A 20,757-nucleotide genomic window follows, 5' to 3' on the forward strand; every position below is an offset into this window, starting at 1 on the left:
CCCCGGGGGGGGGGACATTCCCCGGGGCCGCTGTCTACTAGCTATTTCGCCTTGCAGTGAGGAGATCTTCCGTCTAGCTCACGGCACCGCGCAGGGTACGCAGGGCTACCTGAAGTACCGCCAGGCGGGGGCGGCCGTCGGCGCCGGGGGCAGCCTGCTGAATCTCAGCCAGCATGGTGTCCACACGGCCCATACGAACCGGGTGCTTCTCTACCCAGCGGGCTACGGCAAGATCGCCGTTCTCGGTGCCCGCTACTACGCCCTGGCCGGTTTCCTGGAGCACACGCAGGGCCAGCTTAGCGGCAATCTCGTAGAGGTCATCGCGCAGTGATGAGCGAGCCAGAGTCTCCCACCGGTCTGCACGGGGCAGAGTCGAGATAGTGGTCAGGAGCATATCTACCTGGAAGCGGTCATAGACCGAGTAGTAGACGCGGGCCATTTGCTCGGTGGACAGGTTGTGGTCTTCTGCCGCACGTACCACGTCCATAAGAGCAAATGCTTCAAACTCGCGAATCCAGTTGACTGTGAGCTCTTCGGGTAGGTTCCAGGCCTCTGCCTGGTTACGCATAGCGCGTACTCTGGCTCGTGTGTCGTCTGCAAAGTAGTCATTGAGTGAGGGGATGAGTTCGGCAACGGGCTTGAAGCGCTCAATCATGTCAGCAATGGGGGTGCCCACCACCACCGAGCGTTCAGCGGCAAACCAACGGGCTAGGCGGTCCAATACGCGCTGCCAGTCACGGATAACAGCCAGCCACCCCTCCAAGGGAGTTGAAGCAGGAAGCTCACGATGCAACCGTGCAGAGTTGCCAATGCCAAATGTTTCACGGGAAACATAGAAGGCGCGGGCAATCGCATCAACCCCCACCCCGGTTTCTTCCACAGCCCGGAAGACGTGGGTAATGCCACCCAGGTTCACCATCTCATTGGCGACACGGGTACAAATAATCTGCTGACGCAGCGGGTGCGAAGCCAGATGTTCCCCAAAACGCTCCACCAGGGCAGGCGGGAAGTAGTCGGTCAAAATACGGGCCAGGTAGGGGTCATCGGCCAGGTCAGTCTTCTCCAACTCGGCGGTCAGGTGAATCTTGACGTAGGCCGCCAGCACAGCCAGTTCCGGGCCGTTGAGCATCTCACCGGTCGCCTCGTAGCGGCTGCGAATTTCCTCATCGGTAGGCAGGAACTCGACAGCACGGTTCAGCCCGGCCTTCTCTTCCAGGTCGTGAATCAGTCGGATATAGACCTCAATACCGGGGGCGGTGCCGTGGCGCTCAGCCTGCAAAAGCACATTCTGCTCCTGGTTGGTCAGCAGAACCTGGGCACCAACATCCTCACGCTGGGCTTCAATGAAAGCCGCGCGTTCCTCAGCGGCAAGCTCACCGGCAGCCACCAGGCGGTCCACCAGAATCTTGATATTAACCTCGCGGTCAGAGGTTTCCACACCGGCTGAGTTATCGATAGCATCGGTATTGAGCAGGACGCCTGCGCGTGCGGCCTCAATGCGACCTAGCTGAGTGAAGCCCAGGTTGCCGCCCTCGCCCACAATCTTAGCTCGCAGGTCGCGGCCGTCCACGCGGATAGCGTCGTTGGCCTTATCACCCGCGGCCGCGTGGTTCTCACTGGAAGCCTTCACATAGGTACCGATGCCGCCGTTGTAGAGCAGATCAACCGGGGCCTTAAGAATGGCGGAGAGCAGTTCGGGCGGTGAGAGCTGGGTAATATCCTCGCCCAGCCCCAGAACCTCACGCACCTGGGGAGAGATGGGAATGGACTTAGCGCCGCGAGAGTAGACACCGCCGCCCTCAGAAATCAGCTCGGGATTGTAGTCCTGCCAGGACGAGCGGGGCAGGTTGTAGAGGCGAACACGTTCCTCAAAGGAGACGTCAGCCTGCGGTGAGGGGTCCAGGAAGATATCCCGGTGGTCAAAGGCCGCAACCAGGCGGGTGGCGCGTGAGCGCATCAGGCCGTTGCCAAAGACGTCCCCGCTCATATCGCCGATACCTACGGCGGTGAACTCCTGGGTCTGGCAGTCGATACCGAGTTCGGCAAAGTGCCGCTTGACGGATTCCCAGGCGCCGCGTGCGGTGATGCCCATAGCCTTGTGGTCGTAGCCTACCGAACCGCCGGAAGCAAAGGCATCGCCCAGCCAGAAGCCGTATTCGGCGCTAATGGCGTTGGCGGTATCGGAGAAGGAGGCGGTGCCCTTATCGGCCGCAACGACCAGGTAGTAGTCGTCGCCGTCACGGGCCAGGACGCGGGGGTTGTGTACTACGGTTTCGGTGCCGTCGGCCTCGATAGAGAGGTTGTCGGTGACATCGAGCAGGGAGGCGATGAAGACCTTGTAGGATTCGCGGCCCTCCGTGATCCAGGCGTCGCGGTCAAGTGCGGGGTTGGGTAGCTGCTTGGGGTAGAAGCCGCCCTTAGCGCCGGTGGGGATAATGACCGCGTTTTTGACCATCTGCGCCTTGACCAGGCCCAGGACCTCGGTGCGGAAGTCTTCACGGCGGTCGGACCAGCGCAGGCCACCGCGGGCTACGGGGCCAAAGCGCAGGTGAACGCCCTCAACGCGCGGTGAGTAGACGAAGATTTCGAAGGTGGGCCGGGGTAGGGGCGCAAAGTCAATCTGGCCGGGTGCCACCTTGAAAGCGAGGGCGGGGCGGTCCAGGTAGGCATTGGTGCGCAGGGTTGCCTTCATGACGGTGGCAAGTGAGCGCATGAAGCGGTCCACATCGAGGGTGGGGATAGCATCCAGGGCGGTGGTAAGTTCGGCCCAGACCTGTTCGCGCTTGGCTTCTCGTTCCTCTGCTGGGCTGTAGCTGGCGTCGGGGTCGAAGCTGACCGCGAAGTAGCGGGCAAGCAGGCGGGTGGCCGCAGGGTAACCCAGCAGGGTGTCGGACATGAACTCTGCGGAGTAGACCTGGCCCAGCTGGACCAGGTAGTGGGTGTAGGCACGCAGGATAGCGACCTGTTCCCAGGTGAGTTCTTCAATGAGGATGAGGCGGTCCAGGCTGTCAGATTCGCGCTTGCCCAGCAGGTAGGCGTTGAGGGCATCCTGGTAGAGCCCTGCAACTGCCTGGATATCGACCCCTTGGGGTAGTTCTACGCCGAAGTCGTAGAGGGAGAATACTCGTCCGTCAGCAGGGGTGATTTCGTAGGGTTTTTGGTCAATGACGACCAGGCCCATGTTCTGCATGACCGGCAGTAGCTCGGTCAGGGTGTGCGCCGAGGCCAGGTAGGTCTTGATGCGGGTGCGGCCCTTGCGTTCATCGATGCGGGCGGCGGCGGGCTGTTCCTGACTGAGGGACTCAAAGATGGCCATGTCTTCGACCGCGTTTTCAACCTCGTAGTCGGCGCGGTAGGTCATGGGTACCGCTTCTGACCAGGCGGATGCGGCCAGGCGGCTAGCTTCGGGGTCTTGCTTTTGGCCAAGGACAGCGCCTTCAACGGCGGCGGCGGTTGCTTCACCCCAGGAGCGGGTGGTGGCCTGTAGGCGGCGTTCAATTTCCCGTGCATCCAGGCTGGGAATGACGTTGGGGGTTGCCAGGCGCAGGCGGAAGAAAATACGGGCCAGCGATGAGGTGGAGAGGTAGACCTCAAAGTCTAGGCTCTCTACGTCGATGAACTCATAGAAGACCGCTTCGAGCCGCTGGCGAACCTGGGTGTTGTAGCGGTCGCGGGGCAGGAAGACGGTGGCTGAAACGAACCGGCCAAAGGTATCGGAGCGCAGGAAGAGGCGGGTGGTACGGCGTTCTTCTAGGCCCATAATGCCACGGAAGGTGTCGGTGAGTTCTTCCAGGTCGGCGTGGAGCAGTTCTAGGCGGGGGTAGTCTTCGATAATGCCAGCCAGGGTCTTATCGGAGTGTGAGCCGGGCTGGTAGCCCAGGTGTCGGCGCATAATGGCGATGCGTTCACGCACCAGCGGGGTTTCTACTGCCGGTAGCGAGTAGGCCTGGCGGGAGAACAGGCCCAGAATGACGTATTCGCCCACAATCTTGCCGGACCGGTCAAAGTCGCGTACCCCAATGTAGTCCAGGTATTCGTGGCGGTGCACGGTGGAGCGGGAGTTGGCTTTGGTGATGTAGAGGGGGCGCGGATTCCGGGCGTTTTCTAGGCCCAGGCCGGTGAGGACGATGGGGTCGCCTTCCCCCGTAGTGGCCAGGATGCCTAGGCCGGAGCCTGGGCGGTCCGTCAGGAGCACTTCGCCGGAGTGGCCGGTCAGGTCACGTTCTTTGATGCCCATGAAGAGGAAGTTTCCTCTGGTGAGCCAGCGCAGGAATTCTTGGGCGGCTTCCACCCGGGTCATGGGGTCGGCATCGGAATTGATGGTGCCGGTGTAGTGTTCGGCCCCGCCGAGGGTGACCCCGGAAAGCTCGTTGAGCTTATCAGCGATATCTAGAACACGGCTAGCCATAGCTTCGTTGTCACGGGCAGCGCGGTGTACGTCGGTCAGGACGGAGCGGATTTCTTCTTCCAACTGCCCGGTGGCGGCATCATCGACGCGGGTGGTCAGTCGGACGGAGATCCAGGATTCGACGGTTGCCCCTGCCCCCATATTGCCGCTGGTAGCGTCTCTGATGATGGGCATGGAGACGGTGTCACCGCTGGCTACAGGCTGTTTGAGGCCGGGGCCGGTGAGGTTGACCAGTTCACCTGCACCGTTACGTTCTACCAGGAAGGTGGGGTGAACCAGGCCTGAGATACCGCCCCAGTGGGCTGCGATCTGGGCGGTGATGGAGGAGACGAGGAAGCTGGTGTCATCGACCACGATGTAGAGGGTGCTGCCGCTGTCGTCGTTCTGGAGAGAGACGATAGCCTGGCCCGGTGCGCGGACGGCAGCTAGGGACCGGTGTGCTTGGGCAAGGTCAGTGAGTTGTTGGTCGGTCAGCCCTTCAAGCTCGTCTGCTGAGCTGTGACGGTAGTAATCGTTGATCCAGTCATTGGTGCCGGACCAGAGGGCTGAGCGTTCGTTCGTGCGCAAGAATTTGCCTTTCGCTGGTGAGGATGTCACTTCTTTGTGATATCGGTGCGCGGGGTGGTGCGCGTCATTTAATCTTAGTCCGCTTGGGGGTGGGAGTGAACCGCAACACTACTACCTCTAGATTTTAGTGAGACCGGTCAGAGGCATAAGGAGCCCGACCCCGGGCGTCTTCACACGGGGTCACTTTGAGAGCTAGCACTTTCTCAGCCTGCCGTCAGGTAACGGGCCGATTACGGTGCGGGTATCAGTTCTTGTGAGGAAGGAATCTGTAAATCGTAGGGATCCCAGCCCTGTTCACGTAGCTCTCGGTCTGCTTCCTCAACCAAAGTTTGAGAAAAGGACCAATTCAGGTGGTTATCATCCATGTAAACAATGATGTTGCCCACAATGGAGTTGCAATAGTTATCCGGGCATAAACCGTCGGTGACATCGACTCTGTAGGTGTGATCATAACGATTCATGATGTCGATGCTGGGGTCGGTCGCAGCCATCTTGTCTTGCCGGGGAGCGCCACATGAGGCGGGGTTCTGCCGGTTAGATTGTGCACACTCAAACTTATTCTCTGTCCAACGGGGGTTGTCCCGGACGCCTATGACGTTAATCCCCTCAGAGGTGAGCCCAGCAAGTGCTGGCTCCAAGTTGGGTGTAAAAATTTCTTCATTGGATTCTCTGGAGGTGCGGGTAGAAACCAAAGCCACATTATCAGGGTGCAATTCCAGCAACTGCTGGTAGACAATCTGGTTGTAGTCCTGGCATGATCCTGGCTCAGCAGGGTCTGAGGTGAGCGAGAAACGGCAACCCGGGCGGAAGAGCAAGATGAGGTTAGTGTTCGTTGCCCGGGCGATACCCTCCATCAGGGGGTAGACCAGGTGGTGGGCATGGGAGTCTCCGACCACCACGGTCAGAGGAGCATCCAGGTCTCCGTATAGTTTCATGCGGCAGATGCTGGTCTCAACGCCTGAATCGAGATACTCGTTATCAATACCGGGGTAATCCAAACAACTTTCACCAAAGGGGGGGAGCTGGCCGTCTGTAGTCATTGGGATAGCCGGGTCCGTGTACCTCTGGTTTACGTTTTTAGCGAGGGCGCCAGGGAATCGCTCACTCCCGGCGTACTGTTCATTTGAGGCCCACTGAACCGATTTCGCCTCAAGCCACTTCTGCCCGCCAAACACCAGGCCTCCCGCTAGTGCCAAGCAAAGAAGAATTAATGAGGCCGGGCGAATCAGACGGGTTACACTTACCCGGACCACACTAGACCAGGGCATCTGGTGCCTATCTGCTGCTCCAGCAGGGGAAGTAAAGGGAGTAGCACCTGACTTTTTCTCCCAGGCTCTCAGCGGCCTTTCAACACCCTTATGAAGCAACCAGGCAAGGACCAGGGAGATCAGGATAATGAGAGCACCGTCAAACCAGCCTGCCTGAGGTTTTCGGGCCCAGGAAGTATAAAGAATCAGTAGCGGCCAATGCACCAGGTAGAGGCAGTAGGAGATAGCACCCATTTTTTGAAAGGGCTTAGCGGATAGCAACCTATCTGCTCCAAAAGGTGAGCCGGTCTGCCCGGCCGCAATCACGAAAGCACCGGAGAGCAGGGGCCAGAGAGCTAGGTAGCCGGGAAAGGCCTGCTGAACAGGTAAAAGCCATCCACAAGTGACAAGGCCAATCACGCCAGCCCAACCCATCGGGACTTTAATGAATTGGGGCACGCGCCATGAAAGAAGAACAATAGCCAACAGAGTGCCCGCAGCGAACTCCCACAGGCGGGTCCGAGTATCGAAGTAGGCAAAGCCCTGGTTCGAACCGGTCTCCAAGATAGAGAAAGTCAAAGAGAGAACAAAGATAGGACCAAAGACAAAGAGGGCTGTCGGTAAGACTTTAAGGCGTAGATAACCGACCAGGAAAGCTACCAGAGCAAAAAGCAGGGGCCAGAGAATAAAAATTTGTCCCTGCATGGAGAGCGACCAGAAGTGCTGGAATGGTGTCTTGAGGGTGGCGTCCTGGGCGTAGTAGTCCACGGCGTTGAAGGCCAGTCGCCAGTTAAGGTAATAGAAGATGGAAGCTTTGGCATCCGCCAGTATGGAGGCCCAGCGTGAGGGAACAATAACAAAGTAGCTTGCCAGCAGGGTGGCAACAATCACCGTTGCGGCAGCCGGGAGCAAGCGCTGAAAGACATGGAGCCAGTAGCTAAGAATTTTTAGGGGCTGACCCTCTTGAATTTTGCGCAGAGAGGAAAGAGACAGCAGGAAGGCAGAGATGAAAAGAAAGACATCCACACCGCCTGAGACTCTGCCAAACCAGACATGGTACATGACAACCAGGAGCACAGCCAAAGAACGCAGGCCCTGCACTTCTGGCCTGAATTTAGGTTGTTCCACCAAGCTACCGAGGGGCTTATGCTGTCTACGCGGTCTCTGATTCATCTCTTAACACTATCTGCTAGGCCAGGCCGTATCGGATATCCCAAGTTTTCTATCAAATCTCAAGCCAATAACTGAGGAATCCTATCACACCCCGCTATTAGCCGTTGCAAAAATAGTATTCACGGACCCCTAAGGCATATTGCATGTCATCCACGACTTGACGATAGGGCTTGCAGGCAGGCAGTAGCCTTGCGGCTCCTGTCCAATGACTACCCGCTCAGTTTCTACCCCGTACCAGGTGCTAATCGCATCAAGGACCCATTCAATCTGGGGCACATCGCTGTAGTTAAGATCAACAGCCTCACTCACCAAGGGAGTATTGAGTGGCTTTAGCTCAACCGGCGAATAGGCGTCTCCAGATGCCAGTTGGTCGGCTACAGATTGAGCGCGTACCTCAAGTTGAGTAGCGCGCATGGTAAGTGCCTGAGAGACAGTTTGAACATACGTCACCGCCGAAATTAATGAAAGGCCCAGAAGAATGCAAGGCAACACCAGCACCACCGATTGTTGTTCCTTCCGAGGTGCTAGGAGTCGAACCAACGCAAGTACAACCAGGGCACAGCAGCTTGCTAGAGCGAAAGTGGGGTTTGTAAAGGTTCTTAGTGCAATCTCGGGGCTACCTGTTCGGGCAACAAAAATTTGGCCCACAAAATAAATGAGAAATACCAGTACGGTAACCATTAGTAGTTTTCTGAACTTGAGGTTTTCGTGCCACTGGGTTGAAGCAAAACCATAAACAGCTAAAGCTGCGGCCACAACAAGTAGATACCCCCACTCTTGCGAGTGCTCTGTGAAGAGGCGGAAGTTCGCGGGGAGACTCTTAAGAATCTCTCCAATAGAAATATCAGTCCCATAGTACTCACGGCGAGCTGCTGTACCCGGGGAAAAATAAATGAGCGCAAAGGCTACAATTGAGCCCAGCCACAGGGGAAGGCCAAGACGGCGCAAGGCCCCCTTACCCGTAAAAACTCCACTCAAGAGTATGACAAACCCGGTAAGACCGGTGCAGACAGTTAGGGGCTCAGTGAACATACCCGCCCACAACGTCACCAGGAACAACACTAAAATACCCGGTAGCCGCACGTCTTTGAAACTCATCGACAGCGCCAGAGAAAAGGCCAACAGTGTAAAGGTAAGGCCACCCAGATATACGGTGCTTGAGGTAAGCCAGAGGAAGGAATCAAACATACTCGGGGTGAGTATCAAAGCGCCTACGGTGAAGAGAGCAGCTACGCTATGGGAGACAACTAGCGGCGCCACAGTCAGCGCCACTAGACGGCGCACCATATAAGCCACCAAAGAAACGATCATGACCAGCATAAAAACAGGCACAATCTGCAAGGAGGCCTGACCAAAGACTGCGTAGGCAAAGGCAAAGAAGGCGGCCTGCCCCAACCGCCCATTATGGGTCATATAGTGGTGGGTGACATAACTTATAGGATTACCCGCCTGCTCATAGGCATGAAAGTAGCTAAAGTCATCGGCAATGATACTTGCCTGAGTGGCAAAGTAGGTAAAGGTTCCAAACGCCACAAGAGCGGCAGCAGCAAGTATCGTAGCCGCTACCCTTGAAAGCCTACTAGTTGCAGCGCGGGTATGAGAGCTATGAGACATGGCTTGGCTTTCTAAAGATAATTAATTTATAGACAAAGAAGTTCCAGCCGGTTGTAATGGCTAGTGCAACCATACGGGAAAGATAGATCCCTAAAAACTCGGCCGTAAAATGCACAAAAACCAAGGTAAAGAGGTAATTAAACCCAAGCAGAACTGCAAACGCAGCGGTTTGGTAGCTCACGGTTTTAGCACGAACGTCCTTATTCTCAAACGCAAAAAATTTCTGCAGTAAGAAAGAGAAAATAACGCCGAGCCAGTAGCTCGCGGTGACCGCGAGACTATCACTTGCAGTGAATACCCGGATCATCACGAAGATGACCGCAAGCTCAAATAGTACGCCGACTCCGCCCACTAGAACGTAACGCACCAAGGTCTGATTTTTACGGATTAAACCGAGCATGGTTTACCTTGCCAGATTGCGTGATGAGGAACGATCAACCACATAGAGAGGCCGCCCTTGAGCCTGCACGTAGATATGTGACATATACACCGCGAGAATCCCCTGAGCTATCAACAAGATACCTACGAGAAAGGCCACCAGGATGCCCACCATAGCTGACCCAGTAATGTCCCACCCCAGCGGGTCACCCATCATAAACTGTTGCACGATAATGGAAATACCGGTGATGAATGCTACCAGGGTAATCATGACCCCTAGATAGCCAAAAATAAAGAGCGGTTTAATGCTCATCGTGGTAAAGCTATTAAGTGCAAGACCTACCAGTTTGCGCATATCATAGGTGGCTTCGCCAGCCAGACGCTCTGGAGCCTCAAACTCAATGTACTCTCGCCTAAAACCTAGCCAATCAATGAGCCCCCGAGTGATGCGTTTACGCTCACCTAGGCGGAGGAACTCATCGACCACACCCCGATCAAGTAAGCGATAGTCAGTAGACCGAGGCACAGTTTGGCTATCAGAAATTGAGTTGAGGATGCGGTAAAAGTAGCGGGAACCTTGGGTTTTAAAGAAGCCGCCAGCATCGTTAGAGCGAACCCCTACAACGACCTGGGCCCCACCCTGCCAGAGCCTTATGAACTCTGGTAGATAGGCAGGCGGGTGCTGTCCGTCTGCGTCCATCATCACCACAGCCTGACCGGTAGCTGCTTCAATACCAGCAGTTGTGGCAATTTCTTTACCAAAATTACGCGAGAGGTTAACGACCCTTATGTTCTCTTTTTGGTCTGCGAGAGCGTGGAGTTCAGCTAATGTACTGTCAGAGCTACCATCATTCACGTAAACCACTTCATAGGGGACCTGCCCCAATCGGCTCAGCTCCTCGCGCATCTCGTCAAGCGCCGGTATCAGTAGCATCTCATGGAATGTTCTGATACCTTCGCTTTCGTTGTAAGCAGGAACCACTACCGACAGGACGGCTGCACCTTGGTCAGGCTTGGGGGAGGAAGGATTGGTCACAGAACCATGATACGGCACCGGGCGACAGCCTCACCACCACTAGACTAGAGGGACTAAAGGCTATGAGGAATCAAACTGGAGGGCTCGTGAAGCAGGATTTATCCAAGCAACCTGTCATCAGCAAGGGGCAGTCTCTTTTTATCACCGGCTCATCAGTTATTAGCGCCGTCTCCACTTTTATTGTCACCTGGCTTGCAACCCGCTCCCTGGGACCTCAGGAGGGCAAGGACTTCCTCGTTTTCTGGTCCCTTACCTCCCTTGTCTTTGCAACACTTCTGGGTGTCCAACAGGAATCAGCCAGGCTCCTGGGGCTTGCCCAGCAAGACCGGGCTGGGACAGGTCTCAAAAACCAGCACTCCAGTAGCTCACCAACCTATAACCCCCTTCTAGCTGCAGTGCTCGTTGGTGTCACCTGCTCCCTGGTTTTCCTCGCCCTCACTCCCGTATGGTTAGGGACGGTGCTTCCGGCTAAGGACCTTCGATCAGCCCTCCTGATCGCCTTGACCACCACCGTTTACGCCTGCCACGTTTACTTTATCGGTGCAGCCGCTGGGATCCGAGCCTGGACCGAATATGCTCTTCTGATCGCTACCGGCGGTATCTTCTGTTTGCTGTGCACCTACCTTGCATCGGTGACCGGAGCAGGTCCGCTAGGCTTCCAGCTGTCCTTTTTAGCTACCGCTTTTTTGTGGATCTTCTTTATCCTTTTCTCACCGCAGATTCGCTCCACACTCACGATTCGCCTGAGCGGTAACCTAAGGACTACCTATATCAGCATGATGCTGGCGGTGGGAACGGCTCTGGCTATGGCCGCCATGTCTACGGGCTTCCCCGTATTTCTTGAAGCCACCAGTTCCACCAGCTCAGCAAAAGAAGCTACCCTGATGGCGGCAATCATTCTGGGTATATCCATCACTAGAGCCCCCATTATGCTCCCTCTTCAGGCTTTTCAGGGTGTGGCGGTCTCCTACTTCATCACCCAAAGTCAAAGCCCCGCAAGGATTTTAGCTAAACCCCTAGCGGGCTTAGTCGGCCTGGGAGTGGTGGGTGCCTTAGCGGCCTGGCTCATCGGCCCCTTGCTCTTCGATCTGATTTATACACAGTACGCTGGGCAACTGACTGGCCCCTTCTTGGCCGCCTTAACCTTCGCAGCAGCCCTGTTAGCTCTTACTACCCTCTCAGGGACGGCGGCCCTGGCTATGGGGGCACACCGTATTTACCTGCTCGGGTGGGTCGCCACCCTTCTCACCGCTTTGGTCTGCCTCATCTTCCCTTTGGGGCTAGAGGCCAGAACCTTGCTTGCCCTCATATCTAGCCCGCTGGTAGGTGCAGCGGTGCATCTTGCTGGAATGCAGGCCCTCTTCCGTTCTAGGCAGTAGACCTTACCTACAAAAATTTAAAGTACTCGTGCAAAGGTCGGATAAGGCCAGCTACCCGGATAAACTGAACAGCTCGCCAGATAAAGTGCTGGGGCAGAGCAAGGAACTGTGGAACACCCAGCACCTTAGCCAGCTGACGGCGTCCCTGAGCCACTACCTTGATATGTCTACCCCGGGCACCTGCACCCTTACTGATATTTTCCGAGTGCACACGGTAGCTGATACCAGGCCCAGGCAGAGTGGCTACAGCGCCTAATCTGGCTAGCCGCAAGAAGAGATCATAGTCCTCGAACTGTTCCAGGTCCTGACGGTATCCGCCGACCTCCTTATAGGCCTGGGCGCGCATAACGATAGAAGAGTGAGGTATGGGATTCAGCAGAAGCATACTTCGGCGCACATCATCACCGAGAGGGATTTTAAAATGGCCGGTAACCTGACCGGTACCGTCGATTAGGCGTCCACCGGTACCCACAAGAACACACTGAGGATGGGTAGCCAGATAGTCCAGTTGGGTGCGGAATTTGGTTGAATCCACCAGATCATCGCCATCCACGTTAGCGATGAAATCCGCCCGAGCATTTTCACAACCAACTCTCATAGCGTTTGAAACACCGATGTAGCGGTCGTACCTAAGCACAGTCAGTCGTGGGTCCTGAAGCCAGCTGTAGGCTCTTTCCTGAGACTCAAGGGCTTCACCCTTTAATGGGACATCTGGGCTATTGAGGACCAAAATAATTTCAAGGTTAAGGCCCTGACTGTTGAGGGTAGACTCAACTGTTTTGCATAGCCAGTCATTAATATCGCCGCCTCGAATCACTACGGAAAGTTCAGGCGCGGGTTTCATAGGCAACCACTCCTTATCAGAGGTGACTATTTCACTAAGCTTGTGAGGATATTTTCGTATTTTTTAGCCTGGCTAGGCCACCCCCACTGCTCTAGGCTCTGAATGGGGCGGGGTTGAGCGTCGTGCTCTGCGATTTGTGCGGCAATAGCAGCTGCCAGCTCTTCTGCCCCGCGGTCAGTCACGATGCGAACTCGAACACCGGATTCCTGAAGTACGCGGGCGCTAGAAACATCGAAGGTAACAATGGCAGCCTGTGAAACGTATGCATCAATAATGGTGGTCTGGAAGCCCTCAGCGGCAACAGTCGGGTTGACCAAGGTAGCACCGGCCAGCTCCCGGGCTACCGTGGAATGATCCACAAACCCCTTAAAATCTACGCGGTCAGCTATACCCAGCTCACTAGCATAAGCACGAGCCTTTTCAAGGTCGGGACCCGCCCCTAAAACAAGAGCTCTGACCCCCGGGTCATCAGCTGCTAGGAGCTCAACCGCCTCAAGGAAGGTTCTCCAACCCTTAACCTCCACAAGCCGGGCCAGAAAGACCAACTTTTTACGATCAAAAATTACATCTTCAGGGGCTAGGGCAGGAAGTGGAGAAACGTTATAGAAAACCTCAGCCTCCACCCCGGCAAGTCTTTTAATAAAATCACAGGAGGGTTCTGACACCCCAATAACCCGTGAAGCCGCTCGCAGGGTCAAAACACCCAAGGTCCGATCAACGAGTCGGCTGGCAGTGCGAATTAAAGCTTTTTCCGAAGCTACAAAACCTGAACCGTGTTCAGTATGCAGAACGGGGATTCCCAGGATTTTCCCTAAGGCGGCTCCTATCCAGCTCATACTAAAAAACCTAGTGTGAACCGAGATGATATCTATTTTTTCGCTTTTGAGCAGACGGGCAATTTTCAGGATCCCCAGCGGTGAGGGAAAACCTAAAATTCCATCCACGGTAAGATACTCTTTGAGCCGGTAAACCCTGATACCTTCCTCTACCGCGAAGTGGGATTTGGCCCCTAAAGTAAGTACCGTCACCTGGTGGCCTAAGTCTTTAAGTTCAGCGGCTAGGGCAGAGACATGCTGTTCTAGCCCGCCCACCTTGGGAGGGTAATTATTAATGACAAAAGCAATATTCATACCCTAGCTATTTCCTCTTATGGTTTGCTGCCTGGCTCGGCTGGTCCTTCAAGATAGCAGCTGGCCCCGGTCTATGATCTGGCTTTTCCAGCTGGGACCGTAAGATTGCTACCTCTTCGGCCAGCCTTCTGGTGTCTTCCCCCAAACGAGATAGGTCTAATGTTAGGTGTAAGCAGACCCCTATGAGCATGATAATCGCTAACATAAAGAGCAGATTAACAGGCATAACAACCCCGGCTAACTGTGCCAGGGCCTCCAAAAGGTGTGGGAAGATAGCTAAGATAATGATGGTTGCCGAGACCAGCAGCCACAGCGCGGCGTACTTTTCCTTCATCTTTTGATTGCGGACTTGGGCAAAGACCATAGCGAATATGAGAATGGCCAGGATCAGGAAAAATATGTTAGATGGCACGACTACTTCCCGCTTTCTGTTTTTTTACGGGTCATGGATATACCAAAGGCGAAAAAAGAGCGCATCAGGTAGACAGCTGATTTAAGAGGTCCGGATGAGGGTTTGCCTCCTTGACGTTCTCGCATCTCAACTGGGACTTGAATCACTTTACAGCCAGCTCGTATGGCCATAACTGTGGAGTCAATGGTGTCGCCCAAATATTCCGCTGGGAAGAAGTCGCAATACTGGTCAATTCCCCTTTTATTCACGGCACGAAAACCGCTGGTGACGTCCGTAAATTTCTCACCCGATATCTGCGTGAAAAGAAAGGACAGCAGGTGCATGGCCCATTTACGGGGCCCCTGCACACTGTAACTATCTGACCCGGCAAAACGCGATCCAATGACTATATCCGCTCCCTCAAGGGCTTCTACTAGAGTGTCGATGTACTCTGGGGGGTGCTGGCCATCAGAGTCCATTTGCAGGGCAACGTCATAGCCCATCCGCTGGGCGTAACGGTAACCTGCACGCATAGCACCTCCCACGCCCATGTTATAGGGCAGGTCCAGCACCAGGGCGCCGGCCTCCCGGGCTACCTGCGCTGTTCTATCTGTTGAACCATCGTTAACAACCAAAAGATCAGCCTGCGGTTTTACGGCGTAGAGCTCTGCAATAGTTCGACCAATAACGTCTTGCTCATTCCAGGCGGGCATAATGATGAGGGTACTCAGACTACCTCTTAGGGGTTCCGCAGGCATGGGCGTGGAGTTCTCCTCACAAAAATATCAATTAGGGCCTTGTTTATGGCACCTAGCCTCAATTATAGTCCGGCCGAGCCCCTTCCCCAGTCCACCGCCGGTAGGCCCTAAACCAAGCTGAGTCTCTCAATCACCCAGCTTAGAACACTTTCTGCGCAGGATGTGCGCAAAGGTTTAGCCTACCTCTTTTGGGGCAACCTCAAAAACCCTAGCTCGGCGGCTACATGCAGAGGTCAGCCCGGTATAAGCCGACAGCCCCCACACGGTCAATCTGAGTGTAGCCGGGGAGGTCCTCCCCCAGGCGGTCGAAGCCACTTGCCTTTTGTTGACCAGGAGGAGGTGTGAAATCCAAGGCGTAGAAGGCGTTTTCCCGTCGCATGGCCGGGCAGACGTCAGGGTCGGTAGCCGCCTCATCAAAATGGAGCTTAAGCGTCCTCTCATCCTCCGTAACATCCGCAAGTATATGCTTAGAGGTGACCTCATAGCCAGATATGGCATAAGCATAGGCCCCTCCATCCTCTGGGTTCACCACAATGGTGGACCCTGGGGGCAAAATCCCCTTGATTTCTTGTAAGAGAGCGATTTCGTCATTGGAGACCCGGTAACTCGAGTCGGTCACCGTATAGTACTTCTTAAGTTTCTGAAGATATTCTGTATAACCTACTGCATTCTGGGTCCAGTAGGTGAGGGGAGCCAGAAAGACCAAGATAAGAGCGGCCCATAGAACTCCTTCCTTCACCCGCCCCCGTAGGATTGGGGAGAAAGAATCAACCAATTTCTGACTCATTGCAGATAAGCCACAGGCGGCCAAGGGTAGGGCTACAACGGGTGTAAAAGCAGCAACCCTGTAGGCATCCTGGTACCAGACACCGGTAATTTCGTACCGGCCTTCATCGTAATCTAGGTGCCGGATAGCTACCAGAAAAAACATAGCTACTAGCCAGCTACCCAGAATCCACAGTTTTTTATCCCTTTGGGCAACCGTTACAAATATACCGACAATCATCAAAAGGCTGACAGCCCAGAGGGCACCGGTATTCATGACTCCGTTGACCAGGCCCTCCCCCACAGCCTGCGAGGCTGTTAGTTCAGGTACCCAGTGACGTCCGGCCTCAATATCTGGGCGCACCAGTACCCACAGCACACCTAAGACCAGGATGCAGGAAAAGAGCGCCAGCAACTGGAAGCTGGTAGGTAGCCAACCCAGCTGCCCTCTGAAGGCAGCGCGCACCTGTAGATACATGCGAACCACAACCATAGGTAGGCAAAGAACCAGCAAAGTAAGTGCCGCGTTAGGGTGGGCTAAGCCTATGCCCAGGCAAACGAAAATTCCCAGGAAAATTCCCTGAACACTAGCTAGGGTCCTCAAATGCGCAAGTCTAAAAATCTGGGCAGCTAGACCGATACCCACAGGAATAAGCGCAATTCCCAAACTATTGGGATAGAGAATCCCCCAGCGCATGAGAAGAAAAGGGAAGGCTATAAAAGATGCCGAAATAGCCCCTGTTCCCACCAGCGATACCGGGTTGTTCCTCAGGATATGGCGCACCATGTAGAGAGTACTGATAGGCCAGACAAAAGCACCAACCGTTAAAGCCATGCTATTGACTGCCGCCCGAACAGAATCTTGAGCCGCTCCAAGGGCCAAGGCAGGGATAGCATGCCAGGCAGCCGGGTAAAAGGATGAGTCGGCATCAATAGTCATGGTCCCGACAAAGAAGGACGAGGCATTGCCCTCTTCAGCGATATACCGGACCGCATTAAGATGAAAGAGCTCATCAAAGGACTGCCCAATAGCATCTGGGCTACCGAGAGCACCCAGGATACCGCGGCCCAGGAGGGCAACCCCTAGAAAAAATCCTAGGACAGAATAAATACTTTGAGGCCCCCACCATTGTGACTGGCTCAGTGTGGATGGGCTACCTGCCGTGAGGGGCAGGGGGGTATCCCACCACCTATATCTCTGCAGCAACCGCATCAGCGGGTAGGTAAGGAGGGCTAATATGAGCCCGCTCAGGCAGGGAACAGCTATAGACCACCTGATCCCCAACAGGGGTGCAACTATGGCGCTTAGCCCAATAGTGGCCACCGATACAGGCAGGGAGAGGGCTAGGGCATCTAGCCCCTTCTGGCCTGTCGCTAGGACAAGGAATAGCCCCGGTAGAACAAGAAGCGCCACACAGATAACAACCGGAAGCACAAGAACAGACCAGCTCACCAGTCCCACTACCTTTCGGGGATAAAATATCCGGTATAACTCAACCCATGAGCTCTATGGGTTCGGATCAAAAGTATCTCCTATTTTAGACATATTATTCTTGAGCCTTGTTAATCCCGGGCTTAAACCTGCAGAAATCACGGCAAGTACCGGGCAAGCTCAGAGCTAGGGCGGGCTAGTCTCCTGCACACTATCTTTCTTCCGTACCCGCTACACCTCAGGACCTTACTCTCATCCCCTTCTTACCGAAACCGCAACAATCACCGCATAAGCCCCCCTAGAGCCCCTCACATACAGGCGGATCTTCTATTAAACACCCATTTGTGCACCCTCAGACCAAGAGTAAGCGCAAACCGGCTCGGGGGGTCTTGCAGGAGCGATTAAACTGTTAGATGACTGTGGCAGGTGCTAATAACCTGCATGATGTACTAGAGAAGGAGTCGACGATGACTTATACCGTAGGCCGCTATATTCTCGATCGCTTGGCTGAGCTAGGGGTCGATAAGGTCTTTGGCGTCCCGGGGGACTTTAACCTCTTTTTCCTGGACGATGTTCTGGCCCATGAGAAGCTAGATTGGGTGGGCAACGCCAACGAACTGAACGCTGGCTATGCCGCAGACGGGTACGCCCGTGTTAAGGGTCTGGGTGCACTAGTTACCACCTACGGCGTAGGTGAACTGTCCGCTATTAACGCAACTGCCGGTTCTTTCGCAGAAAACGTCCCCGTCATCCATATTGTGGGTGCCCCTAGCCTTGCCGCGCAGAACTCCCACCTGCGTATGCACCACACCTTAGGTGATGGGGATTTTAAGCATTTCATGCGTATGGCCTCGGAGGTTTCTGCCGCTGTAGCCGCTATCCACCCTGCCACTGCAGCCAGTGACATTGACAGTGTGATCCGAAGCGCCGTCATTCAGCGCAAGCCCGGCTACCTGATGCTCCCTGTTGATGTATCCACTATGCCTACCACCCCACCGGCACAGCCACTTGAGGTAGACAGCAAGGTTTCCTCACCCGATATTGAACAGGCTTTCCGCAAGGCAGTAGCTGATTTTATGCAGGGTAAGAAGGTTACTGTACTTGCCGATATTATGACCGAGAGGCTAGGTGCCGTAGCTGAGGTGCGGGACCTGGTGACCGAAACCGGCTTCCCCTTCGCATCACTCATGTGGGGTAAGGCTGTTCTCGATGAGACGGAACCTAATTTTGCGGGTATCTATGTGGGTGGGCTTTCTGCCGAGCCGACACGTGCCGTAGTTGAGGATGCCGAGGTTCTTATTTGCGCTGGTGTAGAGCTTACCGATACCACCACCGGCATCTACTCGCATTCCATTGACTTTAGCCGGGTAATCAATGTTGCGGCTGAGAGCACCAGTATCGCGGGCCGCCACTATGCGCCACTGACCATGGCCAGGTCGCTGACCATCGTGAAGGAAGTCGCGCTGGAACTGGGGCTCAGTGGTACCGACTTTGAGGCAACCACCACCCAGGAGCCACTCCCCCAGATTACCGATGAGGCACTCACCCAGGACGCCCTCTGGAAGGTTCTTTCCTCCAACCTGGATTCTAAGAACACCGTGGTAGTCGATATGGGCACCTCCTTCTTTGGTATGGCTACCCGCAAGTTCCCCAAGGACTCACGTTTTATTGGCATGCCACTATGGGGGTCGATCGGCTATTCCATTCCGGCTCTCTTGGGAGCGGCTATGGCTGACCAGGGATCCCGCGGTGTACTGATGGTGGGCGATGGCTCTGCCCAGCTCACGATCCAAGAGATTGGCACAATTATCCGTGAAGAGATCAACCCGGTTATCTTCCTGATTAACAATGATGGCTACACCATTGAACGTTCAATCCACGGTGTCACCGCCTCCTACAACGACATCACGGCCTATGACTGGTCAAAGATTCCCGGTGCCTTTGGGGGAAGAGAAGACAACACTGTTATTCTTCGAGCCGCCACTATTCGTGAATTTGACGAGGCCTGCCACCTTGCTCGTGAAACCCGCGACAAGCTGGTCTTTGTGGAGGTTGTCACCGCCCCCATGGACATGCCTGAGCTTCTAGAGAAGTTTGGTGCACAGGCTGCCCAGCTCAATAAGAAGAAGTAATAACTCATAGAGAGCTCAGAGGCCGCCCCCTCAACAGAAGGGGCGGCCTCTGAGGTCATCTGACCTTTCTCAGGGAGTCAGGCTCTAGAGTAGGCTTGCGGCTCCAAAAACTGCCAGGGCACCGGCAAAACCAGTTATGCCGATCAGGGTTTCCATGACGGTCCAGGTTTTGAGCGTAGTTTTTTCATCCATGCGGAAGAAGCGACTGACCAGCCAGAAACCTGAATCATTGAAGTGGGAGAGCACTACAGAACCGGCGGCAACTGAGACGACCAGGGCGGCTAGCTGAATTGAGTTGTAGTTAGCTGCTAGAACACCGGGGGCAATCAGGCCAGCAGCGGTAGTCAGAGCTACGGTGGCTGAGCCTTGAGCTACACGTAAGATGGCCGCAATCATGAAGCCTGCAAAAATCAGCGGAACCCCTAAATCACCCAGTACATCAGCTAGGGCATTACCAATCCCTGAGGAGCGCAGGACCCCACCGAACATACCGCCGGCACCGGTAATCAGAATAACCGAACAGACAGCGGGCAGGGCGCCGTCCATAATCTTTTGTAGTCCGGCTGCCTGGTCCTGACGCTTGAAGCCTAGCAGGTACATGGCAACTAGGCAGGTGATGAGCAGGGCAACGGGAGTCTCTCCTAAGAGCCGTAGGACCTGGAACCAGGTTTGGTTGGCTGAACCTTCAGGTAGGACACCGCCGGTGGCAAGGGTGTTGAGGCCCGTATTGAAAAAAATAAGGGCCATAGGTAGGAGCAGAACAAAAAGAACCGTTCCAAAAGAGGGCGGGTTGGTAGGATCTTCCTGAGTTTCTTCGTACCCCAGAAGTGACGGAACCGGTAGGTTAATTCTCTGGGCTACCAGCTTGCTAAAAAGGTAGACTGCCAGGTACCAGGTTGGGACTGCGATCAGGAGTGAGACAAGTAGTAGGGTTCCTACATTTGTTTCAAAGAATGCTGCGGCAGATACCGGCCCAGGGTGGGGTGGAACAAAGACGTGCATAACCGAGAAGGCACCTACAACGGGAATACCGTAGTAGAGCAAGGAACCTCCGACCCAGCGAGCTACTGAGAAGACGATGGGTAGCATGACAACCAGCCCGGCATCAAAGAAGATGGGGAAGCCAAAGAGCATTGAAGCGACACCAAGGGCAATAGGAGCCCTCTTCTCACCAAAAACTGTGATCAGCTTATTGGCTAGCACCTGGGCGCCACCTGAGTACTGAATCAGAGCACCCAGCATTGCGCCCAGTCCCACCAGCAGGGCTACGGAGGCAAGTGTAGACCCAAAGCCACTGAGCATGACCGGTACAACACTGGTAATCGGTATGCCTGTGGCTACTGCGGTCAGGAGGCTGACAATGATCAGGGAGGGAAAGGCATGTAGTTTCAGTTTGATGATGAGAAGTAGCAGGAGCAAAATTGCACCGGCGGCTATAGCTAGAAGCGGGCCTGCGGTCAGGCTCTGACTCCAGTCGTCGGGGAGGGGCATGAGGAACTACTT

General features: G+C 55.0%; 13 protein-coding genes. 2 read left to right on the forward strand and 11 right to left on the reverse strand.

From position 1 onward, the window contains the following. Window positions 1-73: 73 nt before the first annotated feature. From ACN08Y_RS03265 to ACN08Y_RS03285, 5 genes are all read right to left on the reverse strand, one after another. Entirely contained in the window at window positions 74-4,975 is a 4,902-nt protein-coding gene (locus ACN08Y_RS03265) for an NAD-glutamate dehydrogenase (RefSeq protein WP_419111819.1), read from the reverse strand. Window positions 4,976-5,205: 230 nt separating this feature from the next. After that, a complete protein-coding gene (locus ACN08Y_RS03270; RefSeq protein WP_419111820.1) occupies window positions 5,206-7,350 on the reverse strand; it encodes an acyltransferase family protein in 2,145 nt (714 codons plus the stop codon). 174 nt (window positions 7,351-7,524) lie between these two features. After that, window positions 7,525-9,009 carry a hypothetical protein gene (locus ACN08Y_RS03275; RefSeq protein ID WP_419111821.1) on the reverse strand — a complete coding sequence of 495 codons (1,485 nt, stop codon included), beginning with the start codon at window positions 9,007-9,009 and terminating at the stop codon, window positions 7,525-7,527. Continuing rightward, the gene (locus ACN08Y_RS03280; protein WP_419098831.1) at window positions 8,999-9,409 is read right to left on the reverse strand and encodes a GtrA family protein; all 411 of its coding nucleotides are present in this window, start codon (window positions 9,407-9,409) and stop codon (window positions 8,999-9,001) included. The genes ACN08Y_RS03275 and ACN08Y_RS03280 overlap by 11 nt, the downstream gene beginning before the upstream one ends. A 3-nt stretch (window positions 9,410-9,412) precedes the next feature. Beyond that, window positions 9,413-10,423 (reverse strand): glycosyltransferase family 2 protein, encoded by a 1,011-nt coding sequence (locus tag ACN08Y_RS03285; RefSeq protein ID WP_419111822.1) that lies wholly within the window; start codon window positions 10,421-10,423, stop codon window positions 9,413-9,415. Window positions 10,424-10,509: 86 nt separating this feature from the next. Here ACN08Y_RS03285 and ACN08Y_RS03290 point away from each other — a divergent pair, with 86 nt between their 5' ends. Continuing rightward, a complete protein-coding gene (locus ACN08Y_RS03290) occupies window positions 10,510-11,802 on the forward strand; it encodes a hypothetical protein (protein WP_419105172.1) in 1,293 nt (430 codons plus the stop codon). Between the two features lie 7 nt (window positions 11,803-11,809). Here ACN08Y_RS03290 and ACN08Y_RS03295 read toward each other — a convergent pair whose 3' ends face one another. The 5 genes from ACN08Y_RS03295 to ACN08Y_RS03315 form a co-directional block, all read right to left on the reverse strand. Beyond that, complete coding sequence (locus ACN08Y_RS03295) at window positions 11,810-12,646, reverse strand: glycosyltransferase family 2 protein (RefSeq protein WP_419111823.1); 837 nt, start codon at window positions 12,644-12,646, stop codon at window positions 11,810-11,812. A 26-nt stretch (window positions 12,647-12,672) separates the two neighbouring features. Further along, window positions 12,673-13,776 carry a glycosyltransferase family 4 protein gene (locus ACN08Y_RS03300; RefSeq protein ID WP_419111824.1) on the reverse strand — a complete coding sequence of 368 codons (1,104 nt, stop codon included), beginning with the start codon at window positions 13,774-13,776 and terminating at the stop codon, window positions 12,673-12,675. Window positions 13,777-13,783: 7 nt separating this feature from the next. After that, complete coding sequence (locus ACN08Y_RS03305) at window positions 13,784-14,188, reverse strand: DUF2304 domain-containing protein (RefSeq protein ID WP_419111825.1); 405 nt, start codon at window positions 14,186-14,188, stop codon at window positions 13,784-13,786. A 2-nt stretch (window positions 14,189-14,190) separates the two neighbouring features. Beyond that, window positions 14,191-14,925 (reverse strand): glycosyltransferase family 2 protein, encoded by a 735-nt coding sequence (locus ACN08Y_RS03310; protein ID WP_419105176.1) that lies wholly within the window; start codon window positions 14,923-14,925, stop codon window positions 14,191-14,193. A 220-nt stretch (window positions 14,926-15,145) separates the two neighbouring features. Continuing rightward, entirely contained in the window at window positions 15,146-17,143 is a 1,998-nt protein-coding gene (locus ACN08Y_RS03315) for a DUF6541 family protein (RefSeq protein WP_419111826.1), read from the reverse strand. A gap of 446 nt (window positions 17,144-17,589) precedes the next feature. Here ACN08Y_RS03315 and ACN08Y_RS03320 point away from each other — a divergent pair, with 446 nt between their 5' ends. Continuing rightward, window positions 17,590-19,254 (forward strand): alpha-keto acid decarboxylase family protein, encoded by a 1,665-nt coding sequence (locus ACN08Y_RS03320; protein ID WP_419111827.1) that lies wholly within the window; start codon window positions 17,590-17,592, stop codon window positions 19,252-19,254. 84 nt (window positions 19,255-19,338) lie between these two features. Here ACN08Y_RS03320 and ACN08Y_RS03325 read toward each other — a convergent pair whose 3' ends face one another. After that, a complete protein-coding gene (locus ACN08Y_RS03325) occupies window positions 19,339-20,745 on the reverse strand; it encodes a GntP family permease (RefSeq protein ID WP_419111828.1) in 1,407 nt (468 codons plus the stop codon). Window positions 20,746-20,757 lie beyond the last annotated feature (12 nt).

It is taken from the genome of Rothia sp. P5764 (genome assembly GCF_048512965.1).
Taxonomy (GTDB): domain Bacteria; phylum Actinomycetota; class Actinomycetes; order Actinomycetales; family Micrococcaceae; genus Rothia.